Annotated in this window: 16 protein-coding genes and 2 pseudogenes; 7 read left to right on the forward strand and 11 right to left on the reverse strand. The window is 61.3% G+C overall.

Annotated elements, in window-relative coordinates:
* Positions 1–166: 166 nt before the first annotated feature.
* A pseudogene (locus BMZ57_RS29210) lies at positions 167–361 on the forward strand (toxin-antitoxin system HicB family antitoxin); the annotation flags it as partial.
* Positions 362–370: 9 nt separating this feature from the next.
* Here BMZ57_RS29210 and BMZ57_RS15230 read toward each other — a convergent pair.
* A complete protein-coding gene (locus BMZ57_RS15230) occupies positions 371–1,543 on the reverse strand; it encodes an MFS transporter (protein ID WP_010211063.1) in 1,173 nt (390 codons plus the stop codon).
* 140 nt (positions 1,544–1,683) lie between these two features.
* Between BMZ57_RS15230 and BMZ57_RS15235 the strand changes: the two genes are divergently transcribed.
* Positions 1,684–2,271 (forward strand): TetR/AcrR family transcriptional regulator, encoded by a 588-nt coding sequence (locus tag BMZ57_RS15235; RefSeq protein WP_042571147.1) that lies wholly within the window; start codon positions 1,684–1,686, stop codon positions 2,269–2,271.
* Here BMZ57_RS15235 and BMZ57_RS15240 read toward each other — a convergent pair.
* From BMZ57_RS15240 to fmdA, 5 genes are read right to left on the reverse strand one after another with little or no spacing between them, the layout of a single operon-like run.
* A complete protein-coding gene (locus tag BMZ57_RS15240; protein ID WP_042571146.1) occupies positions 2,255–3,610 on the reverse strand; it encodes an MATE family efflux transporter in 1,356 nt (451 codons plus the stop codon). The genes BMZ57_RS15235 and BMZ57_RS15240 overlap by 17 nt on opposite strands.
* 56 nt (positions 3,611–3,666) lie before the next feature.
* A complete protein-coding gene (locus tag BMZ57_RS15245) occupies positions 3,667–4,632 on the reverse strand; it encodes an AAA family ATPase (RefSeq protein WP_042571145.1) in 966 nt (321 codons plus the stop codon).
* Between the two features lie 3 nt (positions 4,633–4,635).
* A complete protein-coding gene (locus tag BMZ57_RS15250) occupies positions 4,636–5,679 on the reverse strand; it encodes an aliphatic amidase (RefSeq protein ID WP_010211067.1) in 1,044 nt (347 codons plus the stop codon).
* Positions 5,680–5,694: 15 nt separating this feature from the next.
* Complete coding sequence (locus tag BMZ57_RS15255; RefSeq protein WP_010211068.1) at positions 5,695–6,042, reverse strand: FmdB family zinc ribbon protein; 348 nt, start codon at positions 6,040–6,042, stop codon at positions 5,695–5,697.
* Positions 6,043–6,044: 2 nt separating this feature from the next.
* Entirely contained in the window at positions 6,045–7,274 is a 1,230-nt protein-coding gene (fmdA, locus tag BMZ57_RS15260; protein WP_010211069.1) for a formamidase, read from the reverse strand.
* A gap of 258 nt (positions 7,275–7,532) precedes the next feature.
* Between fmdA and BMZ57_RS30150 the strand changes: the two are divergent.
* Together BMZ57_RS30150 and BMZ57_RS30155 are read left to right on the forward strand one after the other, a co-directional pair.
* Positions 7,533–8,021, forward strand: a pseudogene (locus BMZ57_RS30150) (MCP four helix bundle domain-containing protein); the annotation flags it as partial.
* Between the two features lie 420 nt (positions 8,022–8,441).
* Complete coding sequence (locus tag BMZ57_RS30155; RefSeq protein ID WP_406550083.1) at positions 8,442–9,149, forward strand: methyl-accepting chemotaxis protein; 708 nt, start codon at positions 8,442–8,444, stop codon at positions 9,147–9,149.
* Here the strand turns inward: BMZ57_RS30155 and BMZ57_RS15270 are convergent.
* Positions 9,146–9,877, reverse strand: coding sequence for a GntR family transcriptional regulator (locus tag BMZ57_RS15270; protein ID WP_029529164.1), 732 nt, complete (start codon positions 9,875–9,877; stop codon positions 9,146–9,148). The genes BMZ57_RS30155 and BMZ57_RS15270 overlap by 4 nt on opposite strands.
* A gap of 113 nt (positions 9,878–9,990) precedes the next feature.
* Between BMZ57_RS15270 and BMZ57_RS15275 the strand changes: the two genes are divergently transcribed.
* From BMZ57_RS15275 to BMZ57_RS15285, 3 genes are all read left to right on the forward strand, one after another.
* Positions 9,991–11,346, forward strand: coding sequence for a class-II fumarase/aspartase family protein (locus BMZ57_RS15275; RefSeq protein ID WP_010211073.1), 1,356 nt, complete (start codon positions 9,991–9,993; stop codon positions 11,344–11,346).
* A gap of 179 nt (positions 11,347–11,525) precedes the next feature.
* Positions 11,526–12,830, forward strand: coding sequence for a cation:dicarboxylate symporter family transporter (locus BMZ57_RS15280; RefSeq protein ID WP_010211074.1), 1,305 nt, complete (start codon positions 11,526–11,528; stop codon positions 12,828–12,830).
* Positions 12,831–12,842: 12 nt separating this feature from the next.
* Positions 12,843–14,237: a class II fumarate hydratase gene (locus BMZ57_RS15285; protein ID WP_010211075.1), complete on the forward strand. Its 1,395-nt coding sequence runs from the start codon at positions 12,843–12,845 to the stop codon at positions 14,235–14,237.
* Positions 14,238–14,300: 63 nt separating this feature from the next.
* Here BMZ57_RS15285 and BMZ57_RS15290 read toward each other — a convergent pair whose 3' ends face one another.
* From BMZ57_RS15290 to urtC, 4 genes are all read right to left on the reverse strand, one after another.
* Positions 14,301–15,539: a hypothetical protein gene (locus BMZ57_RS15290; protein WP_010211076.1), complete on the reverse strand. Its 1,239-nt coding sequence runs from the start codon at positions 15,537–15,539 to the stop codon at positions 14,301–14,303.
* 149 nt (positions 15,540–15,688) lie between these two features.
* A complete protein-coding gene (urtE, locus tag BMZ57_RS15295) occupies positions 15,689–16,378 on the reverse strand; it encodes an urea ABC transporter ATP-binding subunit UrtE (RefSeq protein WP_010211077.1) in 690 nt (229 codons plus the stop codon).
* Positions 16,379–16,388: 10 nt separating this feature from the next.
* Positions 16,389–17,147: an urea ABC transporter ATP-binding protein UrtD gene (gene urtD / locus BMZ57_RS15300; protein ID WP_010211078.1), complete on the reverse strand. Its 759-nt coding sequence runs from the start codon at positions 17,145–17,147 to the stop codon at positions 16,389–16,391.
* A complete protein-coding gene (gene urtC, locus BMZ57_RS15305) occupies positions 17,144–18,307 on the reverse strand; it encodes an urea ABC transporter permease subunit UrtC (protein WP_010211079.1) in 1,164 nt (387 codons plus the stop codon). Before urtC ends, urtD begins: the two co-directional genes overlap by 4 nt.
* Positions 18,308–18,310 lie beyond the last annotated feature (3 nt).

Below are 18,310 nucleotides of genomic sequence, written 5' to 3' on the forward strand. Positions count from 1 at the left end.
GACCGCACAACGTCGGGCTAGCATTGACGAACACCACTTTTTGCAACTGAATTTAGTTACACGCAGGAAACGCCGTGCCCAAAACAAGCTGCTCGCCAAACTGCTCGATGAGCACATGGCATTTACCTGGCCCGAACTCGTCACGCTGCTGCGTCGACTGGGCTACTACCTCATTACGTGCCAGTCCCTGGGCCACACACCGGAGAAGCCTTGCAAGGGCTCCTTCAATGTCCGGGTCGGCCATGACCTGCACTTGGCGGCGGCCCTGGCGGCGACCCGCAAGAAACTGACCCTCAATGACCTGACTCGCCAAGCCTTGAGCGATTTTCCGCACCACCACAGTGCAGACACTTGCCCAGCGATAAGCCGATTATCCCAACCGCCGATACCCCAGCACCGCGGCCCCCAGCACCACCGCCCCGGCCACCAACGCGACCCAGAACCCGCTGGTGGCGCCAAAGTGGTCGATCATCCAACCGGAACTGGCGGCGCCGATGGCCACGCCGATGCTGAGGCCGGTGATCAGCCAGGTCATGCCTTCGGTCAGGCGGCTGGCGGGCACGATCTGCTCCACCAGGGCCATGGACACGATCAACGTGGGGGCGAAGAACAGCCCGGAAATAAAGATCGCCACCGCCAGCCCCGGGATGTTACTCACCAGCAGCAACGGCAAGGTGGTCAACGCGGTGGCCACGCCGCAGAACAGGAACTGCCTGGGCAACGGTGCCTTGAGCTTGAGGGTACCGAACGCCAGCCCCGCCAGGCACGAACCGATGGCGTACACCGACAGCACAATGCTCGCCGCCGCCGGCTGGCCCTGATGCTGGGCAAAGGCGACGCTGACCACGTCCACCACGCCGACGATCACGCCCATGGCCAGCAGCAGGATCATCAGGATCAGCACCGAGGGCGATGCAATCAGCCAGCCGCCGTGATGGTCCTGATGTTCATGGACGGGAGGCTCGGTCTCACGTTGCAATACAAAGGTGGTGACGCCGACCGCCAGTAACAGCGCCGCCACCAAGGGCCCCGCCTCGGGGAACAGCACCACGCTCAAACCCACCGAAATGGGTGGCCCGATGATGAAGCACACCTCATCCAGCACCGACTCCAGGGCGAACGCGGTCTGCAACTTGGGCTGGCCACGGTACAACTCGGTCCAGCGCGCACGCACCATGGCCGACATGTTCGGCATGCAACCGGCCAAGGCGGCAAACAGGAACAACGTCCAGTTCGGTGCCTGCAAGCGGGTGCACAGCAGCACCATCAACAAAGCCCCACCGCCGATCAGCGCGGCCACCGGCAGCACCCGGCCCTGGCTGTAGCGATCCACCAGCCGTGATACCTGGGGTGCGCAAAACGCCGTGGCCAGGGCAAATACCGCCGCCACCGAACCCGCCAGGCCGTAACCGCCGTGCACCTGGGAAAGCATGGTGATCAAGCCAATTCCTGTCATCGACACGGGCATGCGCGCCAGCATGCCTGCCAGTACAAAGGCCCGGGCGCCGGGGACCTGGAATAACTCGGCGTAAGGGTTTGCCATCCTGCTGGACCTCTTCCTGAATGCCTGCGACTTGCTATCTGCAATGACCGAGGCAAAATACATACGGTGCGTATGTGGCAAATAATGCGTAACATACGCGACGTATGTCAATCGTTCACTTGTCCGTTGTGAGACCTACCATGAGCCGAGCCCGTGCCGAAATGATCGAAGACACCCGCGCCCGGCTGATCGCCAGCGCGCGACAGGCCTTTGCCACCCAAGGCTACGCGAACACATCGATGGACGATTTTACCGCCCGCGCCGGCCTGACACGCGGCGCGTTGTACCATCACTTTGGTGACAAAAAAGGACTGTTGGCCGCCGTGGTTGCCCAACTCGACAGTGAGATGGACACACACTTGCAGCGCATTACAGATGAAGCAACGGATCCGTGGGCCGGCTTTTGCGAACGTTGCCGCGCCTATTTGCGCATGGCTCAGGACGACGAGATCCAGCGCATTGTGTTGCAGGATGCGCCCGCCGTATTGGGCGATACCGGCTCCCAGCAACAGTGTGTCGAGTCGTTGCGCCAACGGCTGGAAGCCCTGATGCAAACCGGTGTCATCCGCCCCGCCCCGAGCGCCGCGCTGGCGCAATTGATCAACGGCAGCCTGGTCAACACCGCCCTGTGGATCGCCCGGGATGAGCATCCGGGCGAGCGGCTGGAGCAAGGTTTGCAGGGCCTGGAGCTGTTGTTGCGTGGCCTCAGCCTTACACCAACCGCTTGATCTGCTTGTGTCGCCACACCAGGCGGTAATACGCAGTCTGCAATGCCAGCATGGCCAGGTAGGTCACCGGAAACGCCATCCACACCCCTTCCAGGCCGAAGTGGGCGTTCAACAGGTAAGCCATCGGCAGTTCAACGCAGAGCACACAGAAAATCGAGATCACCACCGGCATCAGCACCACACCGCTGGCGCGCATGATCCCGCCGATCACAGCCTGGAAGCCAAACACCAGGATGCTCCACAGCATGATGTGCAGCAGGTGCTCGGCATTGACCCGCGCCGTGTCGTCGGTGATGAACAGGCCGAGCAACCAGTGCGACAAGACGTAACCCAGCACAATCAGGCCACCGGTAAGGCAGGTGTTGATCAACAGGCCGGTGCGCAGGATCGGGCCGATGCGCTCCAAACGCCCGGCACCAATCGCCTGGGCGCCGAGAATCGACGCGGTGATGGCAATCGACAGCGCGGGGAACTGCACGTAGTTGACGATCTGCGTCACCGCGCCATAGGCCGCCGTGGCTTGGGAGCCATGGCCGTTGACCAAGGCGAGGATGACCAATTCCGACAGCGACAGCACCACCATCTGCAGGCCGGTGGGCAAGCCGATACGCAGGACTTTGCCAAGAATCACACGGTCCAGGCGCAAGGCGGCGAGCAGTTCGCGGTCCGGTGCCATCACATGGTTTTTATGCCGAAGGCGCAAGATCAAAAACAGCATGGCTAACGCGTTGCCCACCAGCCCGGCATACACCGCGCTCTGGATACCCATGGGTGGCAGGCCGACCCAGCCGCGAATCAGCGCCGGCGTCAGCAGCAGGCCGACCAGGGTCGAGACCATCAGCGCCAGCAACGGCGAGATCGTGTCGCTGACACCGCGCAGCAGCTGGGTGTAGAGGATGAACACCAGCAGCAGCGGCATGATCAGCATCATCTTCTGCGCATAGCCGACCGCATCGTCGAGCACATCAACCGGTGTGCCCAGCGCCTGCAGCGCCGGGCGCGCAAATAGGCTGCCCAACACTGCGGCAACCACCCCCACCAGCGCGCCCAGGGTCAGGGTCGCGCCGGTGATTGCCTTGACCATTGCCGTTTCCTGGGCACCCCAGGCCTGGCCGATCAACACCGAGGCGCCCGCCCCCAGGCCAATCACCAGGGCAATGAAGAAAAACACGATGGGAAACATCCCCGACACCGCCGCCAGCGCCTGGGTACCGAGCATTTGCCCGACATAGATACCGTTGAGGGTGCCGGAAAAACTTTGCAGGAAGTTGGACAGGACCATCGGTGCCAGAAAGATCAGGTAGATCTGCCACAGCGGGCGTTGCAAAGGGCTTTGCATGAAAAAACGGGGCCTCGAAGAACTAAAGCGTCCGAGGGTTATACCGTAAGTGGATCCTATCTTCCTGTGCTTTCGGGTTCGACCACCAAACAGGCGTTGCGCACTGTCGCACTCAGGTGTCGGGCATTACCTTGCAATAGGCATTCGGCAATCGCGGGCTCCAGTTCGACCCGCAAGCGCCTGGCCAGCGCCCTCGCGCCAAATCGCATGTCGTGCTGGCGGCACAGCCAAGCCCGCGCCTGCGCATCCAGCACCAACGAGCGCTGCTGCACCGCCAGGCGCTGGTTGAGTTTGTCGAGTTCCACCGCCAGCAGCGCCTCCAGCCACTGCGCGTCGATGGGCTCGAACATCAGGATACGGTCGATCCGATTGAGAAACTCCGGTTCGAAATGCCCATGCAGCGCCTCTTCCAACACCTGTGCCTCACCCCGTGCACACACGCGCAGCAGACGTCGCCAGCCCTGGGTAAAACGCAGGCGATGCCGACGCGCCTGTTGCGCGCCGATGTTGCTGGTCATGAAGATCAGGCTGTTGCGAAAGTCTAACGTGCGCGTGCCGCCGGCCAAGGTCAGCTGACCGTTTTCCAGTATGCCCAACAGGCTGCGTACCACCTCCTGGCTGGCCTTTTCCAGTTCATCGAACAGCACGATCCCCGGCCGGCTGTAGGTGCCCTGGATCAACTCGCTGTTGAACAGGCTGATGCCCTCCTTGCTGCCCACATACCCCGGCGGCGCGCCGGTCAGCGCGGCCGCGTAATGTTCCTGGGCCAGGGTGTGCATGTCGATGCGGCAGAAACCGTCGGCGCGACCGTGCAGCGCCTGGGCCAGCAGGCGCACGATTTCGGTCTTGCCGACACCGGTCGGCCCCATGAACAGGTTGACGCTCAGGGGGCGGTCACGCTCACTGATATCGGCCTTGACCACCTTGAGCAAGCCTTCCACCTGGGCCAGCGCCGCCTCCTGGCCGATGATCCGGCTGCGCAGCAGGGCCATCACCTGGGCCGGTTCAAAGGTAAAGCGCATGCCCTACCCCGCCGTCTTTTCTTGACCACCATGGGGCAAATTCGCCACCGGGCACTCCGCGACGCCTACCGTGCTGCGGGTGATTTTCTCCACGTTTTCCTGGGCTTTCTGCGCATCCAAGACCCAGGTGCGATAGAACTCGAACGGGCAATCCGCCACGCCCTTGTCGCCATCGCCCGAGGCATGCATGCCGGTGTAGCCCCGATGCAGCAGCTTGAACAGATGGTTCTGCGACTGGTCATTGGCCCGCGCATCGCGGATCTGCGACACCGACAACTGCGCATACTGAATACCCATCTCCTCCTCGCCGCACTCGCCCAGGGTGCGCCCATCAAAGCCGATGATCGCCGAGTGCCCGAAGTACGAGTACACCCCGTCGAACCCCGCCGCATTCGCCACCGCCACATAGCAGTTATTGGCCCAGGCCATGCTCTTGGACATCTGCACCTGCTGCTCCTTGGCCGGGTACATATAGCCCTGGCACCGCACGATCAGCTCGGCGCCCTTCATGGCGCAGTCTCGCCAGATCTCCGGGTAGTTGCCGTCGTCGCAGATGATCAGGCTGATCTTCATGCCCTTGGGCCCGTCGCACACGTAGGTTCGATCCCCCGGATACCAACCCTCGATCGGGCACCAGGGAATGCACTTGCGATAGCGCTGCACGATCTCGCCCAGGTTATTGATCAATACCAAGGTGTTATAGGGCGCCTTGTGCGGATGTTCTTCGTGGCGCTCGCCGGTCAGGGAGAACACGCCCCAGGTATTCGCCTGGCGGCAGGCTGCCGAGAAGATCGCGGTCTCCTCGCCGGGAATGCTCGCGGCGGTCGCCATCATCTCGTCATGGTCGTACATGATCCCCATGGTGCTGTATTCCGGGAACACCACCAAATCCATGCCGGGCAGGCCCTGTTTCATGCCGACAATGATCTCGGCAATCTTGCTTGCGTTGTCGATGACCTCGGCCTTGCTGTGCAGGCGCGGCATCTTGTAGTTCACCACCGCTACACCGACGGTGTCCGGGCTGCTGGAAATGTCGCCATGGCGCATTACAACGCTCCTGTTCTAGTGACTGATCATCCACGGCCGTGGGCCGGTGCGGGTCTTGAGCCCCAAGGGGTTGGCCTTGCTGGGCTCGACCTTCTTGCGGGTGCCGCAGCAACTGCAACCGGCCGGGTGTTTGCGGCTGTCCTGGTATTCGCCGACCGTTTGCGGCGCGTTGGCGCTGCGCTCGTTGCCGGCGATGGCCCTGCGCTGGTTGGCCGACAGGGTTTGCAGCGCCGGAGCCGACACCCGCAACTGCCCGCCCGGCCCTGCGCAATACGGGCATTGGCTGGGTTCGTTGCGCTGTGCAATCGGGCGCAACATCGTGAAGGTGCCGCAGGTGTCGCAGGCGTATTCGTAGGTCGGCATGGCTAGAGGTCCGGAGCGATGGGCAGGTCGATGCTGCCGTCGAGGAATTGAGTTGGGCCGCTGGCGTTGGGGTTGATGTCGAACTCGAAGATTTCCGTCGGCAGCCACAACGTGGCGCAGGCATTCGGGATGTCCACCACGCCGCTGATATGCCCTTGCACCGGTGCCGAGCCGAGCAGCGCGTAACCCTGGGCCGGCGAGTAGCCGAACTTGGTCAGGTAGTTGATCGCATTCAGGCACGCCTGGCGGTAGGCGACATTGACGTCCAGGTAGTGCTGCTGGCCCTGTTCGTCCACCGAAATGCCTTCGAAGATCAAGTAATTCTTGTAGTTCGGCGTGATCGGGCTCGGCTTGAACACCGGGTTCTTGATCCCGTACTTGGCCATGCCGCCCTTGATCAGCTCGACCTTCATGTGCACCCAACCAGCCATCTCGATCGCGCCGCAAAAGGTGATTTCGCCGTCGCCCTGGCTGAAGTGCAGATCGCCCACCGACAGCCCGGCGCCGTTGACGTAGACCGGGAAGAAGATCTTCGAGCCCCGGGATAAATCCTTGATATCGCAGTTTCCGCCATGCTCGCGCGGCGGCACTGTGCGTGCGCCGGTCGCTGCCGCATCGTCACGGGCCTGGCCGGTGAGTTTGCCCATGTGGGCAGTGGCGGCCAGCGGTGCGTTGGCCAGTGGCGGAACGCGCGTCGGGTTTGTGTCAATCAGCTCCTGCTCGCGACGGTTCCAGTCGGCGAGCATCACCGGGTCGGGCAGGCAACCGATCAAGCCTGGGTGGATCAGCCCGGCAAAGTTCACCCCGGGGATATGCCGCGAACGTGTGAACATGCCTTTGAAGTCCCAGATGGCTTTCTGCGCGCTGGGGAAGTGATCAGTAAGGAAACCACCGCCGTTCTGCCGCGAGAAAAAACCATTGAAGCCCCACTGGGAATCGGCCTTGGCACCGATATCCAGCAAGTCCACCACCAACAAATCCCCCGGTTCGGCGCCGTGTACACCCACCGGGCCCGACAGATAGTGCACGGTCGACAGGTCGACATCGCGCACATCGCTGGCGTCGTCATTGTTCTTGATCGCGCCGGCGGTCCAATCGTAGGTTTCCAGGATGAAGTCATCGCCCGGCTTGACCCAACAGGCCATGGGGATGTCCGGGTGCCAGCGGTTATGGATCTGCTCGTTCTCGGTGACAGGCTGGTTGAGGTCGACTTTGATCAGCGTTTCGGTCATGGACTGGCTCCTGGACGGATGACGGGGTGCGTGGGATCCAGTCTCAGGCGGCCAGGAAAAACGGGAAATACGTTGGATGACGTATTAACGACGGTGTCGCGGTTTTATTCCATCAATTCGCTCGATGACAGCTTAAGTATTTACTGATTGGACGCCAGGCAGGCAGGTCGTTAGATTCCACCGCGAAGATAGCTTTTAGCCATCACTCCTGCCCCCTTGAATATCGAGCCTTTTATGAAAAACCCTATGTCGTTGGCAATGCGTATCGGGCTGGGCTTCGCGTCCACCTTGTCGTTGCTGGTGCTGATCACTGCCGTCGGTATTCAACGCGTGGGTTTTATCGACAGTACGCTCAAGGATGTCGGTGAAAAAGCCGCCGTCGTCCAGCGCTACGCGATCAACTTCCGTGGCAGCGTGCACAACCGCGCCATCGCCATTCGCGATGCGGTACTGGTCAAGGATGAAGCGGCGCTCAACCGCCATCTGGCCGAGATCGACCAGCTCAAGCGCGATTACCAGGACTCTGCCGTGATGCTGGACCGCCTATTCGCCAACACCACCGCCAGCGCCGAGGAAACCCGTCTGCTGGGTGATATCAAGACCATCGAGACCCAGGCCCTGGCGTCCACCGAACGGGTGATCAACCTGCGTCGCAGCAATGACATTGCCGGCGCCCAGGACTTGCTGCTGGCCCAGGCTTCGGTCCACTACACCGAGTGGCTCAAACGCGTGAATGCGCTGATCGACTTCGAAGAAGCGCACATCAAGCAACGCCTGGATACCGTGCAATCGGCTGCCGGCACCTTTGCCATGCTGATGGTGCTGGCCAGCGCCGTCGCGATCATCTTGAGCGTGCTGGTGTCACTGCTGATTATCCGCAAGGTCAAGGCCACCCTTGGCGCAGAGCCGGAGGAAGTCGCCGAGGCGATCCGCCGCCTGGCCGATGGCGAGCTGGACCAGCGCATCGAGACCCGCTACCCCGACAGCGTGATGGGCATCCTGAAAAACGCCCTGGCACGCCTGAGCGACACCATCAGCGAAGTGCGCTCGGCAGCCCAGGCCCTGCGCCATTCCTCGGTCACCCTGCTGTCAGTGGCCAGCGATAACCGCCAGCAGATCAACCTGCAGACCAGCGAAGCCCAGCACGTGGCCGCCGCAATCACGCAAATGGCCGCCTCGGTCAGCGAGGTCTCGGGCTACGCTTCCGCCGCATCCAAGGCGACTATCCTGGCCGACGCCGAAGTGGACAGCGGCCACCGCCTGGTGGGCGAAGTGACCGTGTCCATCGAAGAATTGGCGACGATCCTCGACCAGGCCACCCTTCGGGTCAACCAGGTGTCCAGCGACAGTGAAAACATCGAAACCGTGATCGAAGTGATCAACGCCATCGCCGCCCAGACCAACCTGTTGGCGCTGAACGCGGCGATTGAGGCCGCACGTGCCGGTGAACATGGCCGAGGATTTGCGGTGGTGGCCGATGAAGTGCGCTCCCTGGCGACGCGCACCCAGGAGTCCACCCAGGAAATCCGCGACATGATCGGCAAGCTGCAAAGCGGCACCCAGGACGCCGCCGACATCATGCAACGCAGCCGCAGCCTGGCCCAGACCACCGTGACGCAGACCCGCGACTCTCAGTTGGCGCTCGGCAAGATCAGCCAGGAAGTCGGCGCGATCAATGCGATGAACGCGCAGATCGCCAGTGTTTCCGTGCAGCAAAGCGCGGCGGCTGAAGAGGTTGCACAGAACGTCACGCGCATCCACAGCTCCACCGTGCAATCGGCGGCGGGCTCCGAGCAGGTGGAAAATTCCAATCACGAACTGGCGGAGCTGGCGGATCGCTTGAGCACCAAGGTGGCGTTTTTCAACGTGGCCTAGCGTTTGTCGCGTTTCATCTGCATGGTCAGGGTGAAACGGTCGGCAGGGTAGACCGATTCCGATACGGCGATCAGCACGCCGGCCTCATCGCGGTACTGGCGAATGATGGTCAGCCCCAGCGCACCGCTCTGCGCCTTGAGGCTGGCGGCCAATTCAGACGATAACTGTACCGGGCGCACTTGCTGGTCCACCACATCGATGTGCCGCGAGAAGGCCTTGCCGATCAGTGCCGCGATCAGTTCATCCGGGTGCTTGCGTGCTTCAGGAATCACCTCGGCAAAGGTCTGTTCGGCATATACATCGGTCCAGCACAACGGCGCATTGCCAGCGCCGGCATCGACCTTGATGCTCGACACACAGAAGTAATGCCCGCCCGGCTCCAACCCCAGGCGCCGGGCCAGGGCGATGTCGACAACGAACTCGCGCACCGCCTGGATATCGCGGATATGGGTTTCGGCCACTTGCACGAGGTCGGCCACCGACGCCATCGCCTGGGAGTACCCCCCCTGGGGCGACGACGCTTCGACGCGCGTGCCCACGCGCTTGCGCCGCGAGACCATGCCCTGCCCCTGCAACTGGTCAATGGCCGCGCGCACGGTGTGGCGGCTCACCGCATACAGCGAGCAGAGTTCGAACTCAGTCGGCAACAACGAACCCACCGGGTAATGGCCGCTGCCAATCTGGTCGATCAAATCCTTGGCAACCGCCGCATAACGCCTCTGGCTCACGCTTTCCATTTTTACCCTCGTTATCGAGTTGACAGTGTATCAGCACAAGCGCAATCATAATGTACGGACATATAAAATATGTATGGTTTAAAAATAACAATTAGGATTTTCCCATGTCGAGTACCGTTTTTGATTCCGCCCTGTTCCGCGACATGTTCGGCACCGCCGAAATGCGCGGCGTGTTCTCCGATAAAGCCCTGATCGAACGCTATATCGAAGTGGAAGTGGCCCTGGCCCGTGCCGAAGCGCGTTGCGGCGTTATCCCGACCGACGCGGCCGAGCAGATCGCCACGCTGTCGCAGTACGAAGCCCTGGACCTGGCGCTGATGCAGCACGAGACAGAAATCGTCGGTTACCCGATCCTCCCGCTGGTTGAGCAACTGTCGAAGATCTGTGGTGAAGCGGGCCGCTACGTGCATTGGGGCGCCACCACGCAGGACATCATGGACACCGCCGTGGTCCTGCAAGTACGCGCCGCACTGGCCATCGTCGAGCGCGATATCCAGACCGTGCGCGGGCTGCTAGCCGGCCTGGCCGAGCGTTATCGCGACACGCCCATGGCCGGCCGCACACACTTGCAGCACGCGCTGCCGATCACCTTCGGCTACAAGTGCGCGGTGTGGCTGAGCATGTTCGATCGCCACGCCGAGCGCTTGGTGGAACTGCGCCCACGCGTCGAAATCGGCCAGTTCGCCGGGGCTGCAGGTACCCTCGCCTCCCTCGGCGACAAAGGCCTGGAAGTCCAGGAAGCGTTGATGAGCGAACTCGGCCTGGGCGTACCGCAGGCCACCTGGCACGTGGCCCGCGATGGCCTGGCCGAGACCCTGAACTTCCTCGGGCTGGTCACCGGTTCCCTGGGCAAGATTGCACTCGACATCATGATGATGATGACCAGCGAACTGGGCGAAGTGTACGAGCCGTTCGTCAAGGGCCGTGGCGCCAGCAGCACCATGCCGCAAAAGCGCAATCCGATTTCCTGCGAGCTGATGTACGCCGCCGCCAAGGGCGTGCGCCAACACGCCGGGCTGATGCTCGACGCGATGATCCAGGACTTCGAACGCTCCACCGGCCCGTGGCAGGCGGAGTGGATCGCCATTCCCGAAGCCTTTGCGCTCAGCGCCGCGTCCCTCGGCCAGGCGACCTTTATGCTCGCCGGCCTGGAGGTGCGCCCCGAGCGCATGCGCAAGAACCTCGACATGACCCAGGGCCTGATCGTCGCCGAAGCCGTGATGATGGGCCTCGCCCCGGCCCTTGGCCGCCAAGTGGCCCATGACGTGGTGTATGCCGCGTGCCGCATGGCTAACGACCAGGGCACCAGCTTGCTCGACGCCCTGCTCGCCCAGGGTGAAGCCACCGCGCAACTGGACCTGGCCGAGCTGCAACGCCTGACCGATCCCGCCAACTACCTGGGGCTGGCGCCGCAGATGGTGGATATCGCGCTGGCGCGCCAGGGTGCCGTGAAACGCTGACGCCAACGCGGATGAAGATCCAACTGTGGGAGCGGGCTTGCTCGCGAATGCAATGCCTCAGTCAACCAATGCATCAACTGACAGAGCGCTTTCGCGAGCAAGCCCGCTCCCACAGGGGTTCTCTTTCGTTTCACAAGCCTGTGTAACACCCGAACCATAACAACAATGAGAGCACAGACATGTCATCCACCACCGCAAAAAAACCGCTCTACAAGGACCTGACCTTCCAGGTCATCGCCGCCATGTTCCTCGGCATCGCCTTCGGCTTTCTCGCCCCCGAGCTGGCCGCCGGTTTCAAGATCCTTGGCGATATCTTCCTCAAGCTGATCAAGACCGCCGTCGCGCCGCTGGTGTTTTTCACCGTGGTCCACGGCATCGCCTCGGCCGGCGATATCAAGCGCGTCGGCAAGGTCGGCTTGCGCGCGTTGATTTACTTCGAAGTGGTCTCCACCATTGCCCTGGCCATCGGCCTGTTGTGGGGCAACCTGTTGCAGATCGGCTCCGGCATGCACGACGCCCACCCGAGCAGCGCCGCCGCGACCGCCGCGAGTGCCGCCGTGGCCAAGGGGCATGCGCCGGCGTCGACCCTGGACTTTATCTACGGCATCTTTCCGGACAATTTCGTCGGTGCCTTCGCCGGCGGCCAGTTGCTGCAAGTACTGGTGATCTCGGTGTTGTTCGGCTTCGCCCTGCTGGCGTTGAAGCCCGAACGCCGCGAAGTGATCGAAGACGGCCTGAACCGCATCTCCGAGTGCTTCTTCGAGTTTATCAACCTGATCATGAAGTTCGCGCCCCTGGGTGCCTTCGGGTCGGTGGCTTACGCGGTTGGCAGCAATGGCACGGCGGTGCTGATGTCCCTGGCCAACCTGGTGTTGATGTTCTACGTCGGCATCGCATTCTTTATCTGTGTGGTGCTCGGCGCCGTATGCCGGTTGAGCGGCTTCAGCCTGTGGCGTTTCCTCACCTATATCAAGGATGAAATCTTCATCGTGCTCGGCACCGCCTCGTCGGAAAGCGCCCTGCCGCGCCTGCTGCAAAAACTCGAGAAATTCGGTTGCTCCAAACAGAGCGTTGGCCTGGTGCTGCCCACCGGCTATGCGTTCAACCTCGACGGCACCTCGATCTACATGTCGCTGTGCGTGCTGTTTATCGCCAATGCCTACGGAGTGCCGCTGAGCTGGGAACAACAGCTGGGCATCATCGCGATCATGCTGGTGACCTCCAAAGGCGCGGCGGCGGTGTCGGGTGGCAGCTTCGTGGTGTTCGCCGCGACGGTCACGGCCATCGGCGTGCTGCCGGCAGAAGGCCTGGCGCTGCTGTTCGGCGTGTACCGCTTCATGTCGATGGCCATTGCCACCTGCAACACCATCGGCAATAGCGTCGCGACGGTGGTGGTGTCGAAATGGTCCGGGGAGTTCTCCCAACAGACTGCCCAGGATGAATACCAACGCGTGCTCGGGCGTGCTGCCGGCGCTGCGCTTTAACGGAGCCTCGTGATGACGACTCTGCGAATCGAACATGACGCGTTCGGCCCCGTGTCCATACCGGCCGACCGCTACTGGGGCGCGCAAACCCAACGGGCGCTGGAGGTCTTCGGCGGTAAGCAGCCGTTCCCCGCCAGCCTGATCCGCGCCTTTGGCCAACAAAAACGTGCGTGTGCGCGTGCCAATGCACGCCTCGGCGTATTGGCGCCGGCCCTGGCGCAAGCGATCGAACAGGCCGCCGAAGCACTGGCCAAGGGCGATCTTGACCAGCACTTCCCGCTGTCGATCTGGCAAACCGGCTCCGGCACCCAGACCAACATGAACGCCAATGAGGTGATCGCCAACTGCGCCAACCTCACCCTCGGCGGCGAACTGGGCAGCAAGTCGCCGGTGCACCCCAACGACCATGTGAACCGCTCACAGTCGTCCAACGACAGCTTCCCCACGGTGATGCACCTGACCACTGTGCTGGAACTGCGCGGTCGACTGCTGCCTGTGCTGGGCCATCTGCGTGATGCGCTCGGTAACAAAGCCGACGCCTGGCAGGAGGTGCTTAAAATCGGCCGTACCCACCTGATGGATGCGGTGCCCATGAGCCAAGGCCAGGCATTTGGCGCGTTTGCCCAGCAAATCCAGCACGGCATCGCGCGCATCGAAGCGTGCATGCCGCGCCTGCGCCTGCTGCCCCAAGGGGGGACAGCGGTGGGCACTGGACTGAATACACCGGCGGGTTTTGACCTGGCGTTCTGCGAGGAAATCAGCCGACTCACTGGCGAACGCTTCGAAACCAACCCGTGCAAGTTCGAAGGCATGGGCACCCACGATGCCTTGGTAGAAGCCTCTGGGACATTGAATGTGCTCGCCGTGTCACTGACCAAGATCGCCAATGACATCCGCCTGCTTGGCTCGGGGCCGCGCTGCGGCCTGGGTGAATTGATCGTGCCCGACGACGGCCTGACCTCTTCAATCATGCCCGGCAAACGCAACCCGACCATCGCCGAAGTGCTGGTGCAGGGGGCGATGCAGGTGATCGGCAACCACACCACCATCACCCTGGCGGGGGCCTCCAGCACCTTCGAATTGAACGTGGCCAAGCCGGTATTGATCCACAACCTGCTGCACTCGATCGAGGTACTCAGCGACTGCGCCAGCCTGTTCACCCACAAGCTGCTGGGCGGCCTGGAAGTGAACCGCCGGCAACTGGCGCACAATGTGGAGCACTCATTATTGATGGCGACCGCACTGAACCCGGTGCTGGGCTATGACCGCGTGGCGCAGATCACCCGTAAGGCCGCGGACGAGGGCCTGTCACCCAAGGACGCGGCGGTGCAACTAGGGCTGATAACCGCCGAAGATTATGAGCGACAGGTGCGGCCGGAAAGGATGATCACACCCAGCGACGACTGAACGTTGCCCGACAGGACGTTCAGTCCGACACCCCCGCAAGGCGCTCTACCTGAGCATGAAAAGTCATAACTCCAATGTTTGGACTGTATCGCGTCCAATCAGCCTGTCCGGTAGATCGCTGTCGGTAACGGAGTCCAACTGACGGTTGAACTCCGGCCGGCTAAGGATCTCCCGGGCCAGCAGGGTCATCCTATCGTTCACGGGATTGCCGTCCATCGTCTGGCTTGCTACTTCACGTAATGATTGCTGGCTGATTTTGTCATTGGCGTTGGGAGCGAAGTAGTCAAAGTTATTACCCAGCTCTTTCGCCAAATCAGCGTTTGTGGCACCTCTCAACTCACGAAAAACCTCACCACTCTGCGGGCTCATGCCTTCGCCTTGCGACGATGCGGACCTGCTGCCGAATGCCTGCGGGCGATAGTACTCGTCGTAGGTGTTTTCAACACGTTGGCGCTGCATGGAACCGGTGTACCTTCCGGCCCAACTCTGCATGGACGGTGTCTCTTGGGATTGGTAGTAATCAACCACCCTGTTCGCGTCCCCCTGGCTGATCAGCCCGTCTTCAAGACCACTGTGGTTGATTGCATCGAGCAAATGACTCATTTCAGGACGGCTGAGAATCTCGTTGGCCAGCAGTGTCATCCGGTCTTCTACCGGGTTACCGGTCAACGGACGATTGGCAGCGTCCTCAAGGACTGCACGTGTGACAAAGCCGGACGGGCCCTGGAAGTAGCTGAAGTTATCGGCAAAATCCCGTGCAACCGTGGTATTCGAAGGCGCGCGATAGTCCCCCGGTGAATGATTCATTGCGGGCTGGTTGAACGCTCCGACGTTATTAATGGGGCGCTCATATTGCGCAGGGTAAGCCTGCGAAAATGACGGTGCAGTGCTCGGCTCTCCGGCCCTGGACTGCTGGCCGGCAGACGCGTCATCGCTCGTGTAGTAATCAACGAGCTGTTCAACGTTTTCACGGTCAACTAGACCGTCGTGTATACCGCGCTCATTCAACTTATCCAACTTGCGGTTCACGTCCGGGCGATTAAGGATTTCGCCTGCCAATAGCGTCATATTGTCGTCGACGGAATGACCGGTCAGCGGACGAGCCGCCACTTCACGGAGTCTGGCCTGGTCCACGAAGCCGGTCTTGGTATTGACGAAGTAATCAAAGTTATTCCCAAACGTCTTTACCAGATTCAAATTTGAAGTGTTCTTGTATTTGTCCTCCCGCGAGGTGGGTTGCCCGTCAAGATCAGGCCTATTGAAACTGAGTGGGTAATTTTGACCGTATTGAGTATTTACCATGGCAACACCTCAGGGAGTAGATGCATCACAGCCGACCAACGTTCGGCTGGACAGTTTGTCGACATCCATCTGTGGCCACACAAAGAGCAACGGTTCCAGTAAAACATAGGTTAAAACCAGCACTTACGAAGCGGCAACCCAACCTGCATTCACACCGATAAGTACCGGCTGATCATCGCCTCATCCACTCGGTCGCGGGTCTCTTCAATCACAAACCGCCCCTTCTCGATCACCAGAAAACGGTCCGCGATGTCCAGGGTAAACGACAGCACCTGCTCCGACACCACAATGGTCAAATCGCGCAGGTTACGGATTTCCTTCAGCGTGCGGGCAATGTCCTTGATGATCGACGGCTGGATACCCTCTGTCGGCTCATCCAACAACAACACTTTGGGGTTGGTCGCCAGCGCCCGGGCTATCGCCAGTTGTTGTTGCTGCCCGCCAGACAGGTTACCGCCCTTTCGCGACTGCATGTCGTGGAGCACCGGAAACAGCGCATACAAGTCTTCCGGCACTTTGCCGCGTGCCGATGCCGGCAAGCCGGTCTGAATATTTTCCAGCACGGTCATACTCGGGAAAATCATGCGGCCCTGGGGCACATAGGCGATCCCCCGCGCGACCCGTTCATGGGTTTCCAGCGCCGAGACATCCTGCCCATCCACGCTGACTTGGCCCTGCCACTGCGGCAGGATGCCCATCAGGCTCTTGAACAACGTGGTCTTACCCATGCCGTTGCGGCCCATCACCGCGACAATCTCGCGCTTGGCGACATTCAGGTTCAAGTCATGGAGAATCTGGCTCTGCCCGTAGCCGCAGGACAACTGGTCGATCTTGAACATGCGCGGCTCCTCAGTGGCCCAAATACACTTCGATAACTTTCGGGTTGCTTTGCACCGATGCCATGCTGCCCTCGGCCAACACTTTGCCCTGGTGCAGCACCGTGACCTTGTGGGCGATGCTTTTGACGAACTCCATGTCGTGCTCGATCACCAGCACCGAACGGCCCTGGCTGATGCGGTTGAGCAGCTCGGCGGTTTGCGCGCGCTCATTGACGCTCATGCCAGCCACCGGTTCATCGAGCATCAGCAACTCGGGGTCCTGCATCAGTAGCATGCCGATCTCCAGCCACTGCTTCTGGCCGTGGGACAGCAGGTCGGCCTGTTGTTGCAGCAGGTCGCCGAGAAAGATCTCCCGCGCCACCTCCTCCACCCGGGCGATCACCTGGGCGTTGCGCTTGAAGAACAGCGCGCCCCATACCTTGCGACCGGCCGGGTAAGACATCTCCAGGTTCTCGAACACCGTGAGGTTTTCGTAGATCGACGGGTTCTGGAACTTGCGGCCCACGCCGGCACGCACAATGTTGTACTCGCGCATGTTGGTCAGCTCCTGGCCATCGAACTGGATGCTGCCGCTGGTGGCGCGGGTTTTGCCGCAGATCAGGTCAAGCACGGTGGTCTTGCCGGCGCCGTTTGGGCCGATCACCACGCGCACTTCATTGCGGTCGATGTACAGGTTAAGGTTGTCGACCGCCTTGAAGCCGTCGAACGACACGGTGAGGCCTTCAATGGCCAGCACCGGTTTTTTCATTTCAAAGCCGACGGCGGTCATGGCTGGGTCTCCAGGATTTTGCTTGTGGCCTTGGGTGTTAACGGTGCGTTCACCGGGGTCGCCGCTACAGGTTTACGCCGCAACATTTTCGCCAGTGCCTGACGCCCATGGCTGTCCCACAAACCGGCGAGGCCGTTGGGGAAGTACATCACCACCGCGATAAACAGCCCGCCCATCAGGTACAACCACAACTCGGGGAAGGACTCGGAAAAGTAAGTCTTGCCGTAGTTCACCAGCAACGCGCCATACACTGCACCGAGCAGTGACATGCGCCCGCCCACCGCCGCAAAGATCACCATCTCGATCGACGGCACGATGCCCACGAACGACGGCGACATAAAGCCCACCTGCAAGGCAAACATCGCCCCGCCAATCGCCGAGAACGCGGCGGCCACGCAGAACACGAAGATCTTGAAGCTGGCCACGTCATACCCGGAGAAACGCACGCGTTCTTCCTTGTCGCGCATCGCCATCAGCAACCGGCCGAGCTTGGAAGCAAGGATGAAGCGGCCAATGAAGATGCAGCCGAACAGCAACCCGGCGTTGATGAAGTACAGGATCATCTTCGCGCTGTCGGTGCGCAGGTCCCAGCCAAGCAGGGTCTTGAGGTCGGTGATGCCGTTGACGCCACCGGTCAAGCCTTGTTGGCCGACGATCAGCACCGTGAGGATCAGCGCAATCGCCTGGGTGACGATGGAGAAATACACATCGCCCACGCGCCGCTTGAACAGCGCCATACCGATGATGAACGCCAGCAGCACCGGCACCGCAATCACCGCCGCCAAGGTGAAGCTGAAACTGTGGAACGGCTGCCACAGCCACGGCAGCTCGGTGATCTGGTTCCAATCCATGAAGTCCGGAATGCCCGGTGTGGACTGGATCTTGGTGCTTTCGGGGTCCGAGGCTTCCAGTTTGAGGAACATTGCCATGCAGTAGCCGCCGACGCCAAAGAACACGCCCTGCCCCAGGCTGAGGATGCCGCCATAGCCCCAGCACAACACCAGGCCCACCGCGACAAACGCATAGGTCAGGTATTTGCCGACCATGTTCAGGCGGAACGCATCCAGGGTCAGGGGGAATACCACCAGGATCAACAGCGCCAGCAACACGATGCCGATCAGGTTTTGCTGGCCGCCCAGCAGCTTGTCTAAAGCCTTCATCCG

Origin of the sequence: Pseudomonas simiae (assembly GCF_900111895.1) — a bacterium.
Classification (GTDB): domain Bacteria; phylum Pseudomonadota; class Gammaproteobacteria; order Pseudomonadales; family Pseudomonadaceae; genus Aquipseudomonas; species Aquipseudomonas simiae.

What these genes read in the sequence shown, in the direction of transcription:
- BMZ57_RS15230 (WP_010211063.1), bottom strand. Translation starts at nt 1,543, where the DNA reads ATGGCAAACCCTTACGCCGAGTTATTCCAGGTCCCCGGCGCCCGGGCC.
- BMZ57_RS15235 (WP_042571147.1), top strand. Translation starts at nt 1,684, where the DNA reads ATGAGCCGAGCCCGTGCCGAAATGATCGAAGACACCCGCGCCCGGCTG.
- BMZ57_RS15240 (WP_042571146.1), bottom strand. Translation starts at nt 3,610, where the DNA reads ATGCAAAGCCCTTTGCAACGCCCGCTGTGGCAGATCTACCTGATCTTT.
- BMZ57_RS15245 (WP_042571145.1), bottom strand. Translation starts at nt 4,632, where the DNA reads ATGCGCTTTACCTTTGAACCGGCCCAGGTGATGGCCCTGCTGCGCAGC.
- BMZ57_RS15250 (WP_010211067.1), bottom strand. Translation starts at nt 5,679, where the DNA reads ATGCGCCATGGCGACATTTCCAGCAGCCCGGACACCGTCGGTGTAGCG.
- BMZ57_RS15255 (WP_010211068.1), bottom strand. Translation starts at nt 6,042, where the DNA reads ATGCCGACCTACGAATACGCCTGCGACACCTGCGGCACCTTCACGATG.
- fmdA (WP_010211069.1), bottom strand. Translation starts at nt 7,274, where the DNA reads ATGACCGAAACGCTGATCAAAGTCGACCTCAACCAGCCTGTCACCGAG.
- BMZ57_RS30155 (WP_406550083.1), top strand. Translation starts at nt 8,442, where the DNA reads ATGGCCGCCTCGGTCAGCGAGGTCTCGGGCTACGCTTCCGCCGCATCC.
- BMZ57_RS15275 (WP_010211073.1), top strand. Translation starts at nt 9,991, where the DNA reads ATGTCGAGTACCGTTTTTGATTCCGCCCTGTTCCGCGACATGTTCGGC.
- BMZ57_RS15280 (WP_010211074.1), top strand. Translation starts at nt 11,526, where the DNA reads ATGTCATCCACCACCGCAAAAAAACCGCTCTACAAGGACCTGACCTTC.
- BMZ57_RS15285 (WP_010211075.1), top strand. Translation starts at nt 12,843, where the DNA reads ATGACGACTCTGCGAATCGAACATGACGCGTTCGGCCCCGTGTCCATA.
- BMZ57_RS15290 (WP_010211076.1), bottom strand. Translation starts at nt 15,539, where the DNA reads ATGGTAAATACTCAATACGGTCAAAATTACCCACTCAGTTTCAATAGG.
- urtE (WP_010211077.1), bottom strand. Translation starts at nt 16,378, where the DNA reads ATGTTCAAGATCGACCAGTTGTCCTGCGGCTACGGGCAGAGCCAGATT.
- urtD (WP_010211078.1), bottom strand. Translation starts at nt 17,147, where the DNA reads ATGACCGCCGTCGGCTTTGAAATGAAAAAACCGGTGCTGGCCATTGAA.
- urtC (WP_010211079.1), bottom strand. Translation starts at nt 18,307, where the DNA reads ATGAAGGCTTTAGACAAGCTGCTGGGCGGCCAGCAAAACCTGATCGGC.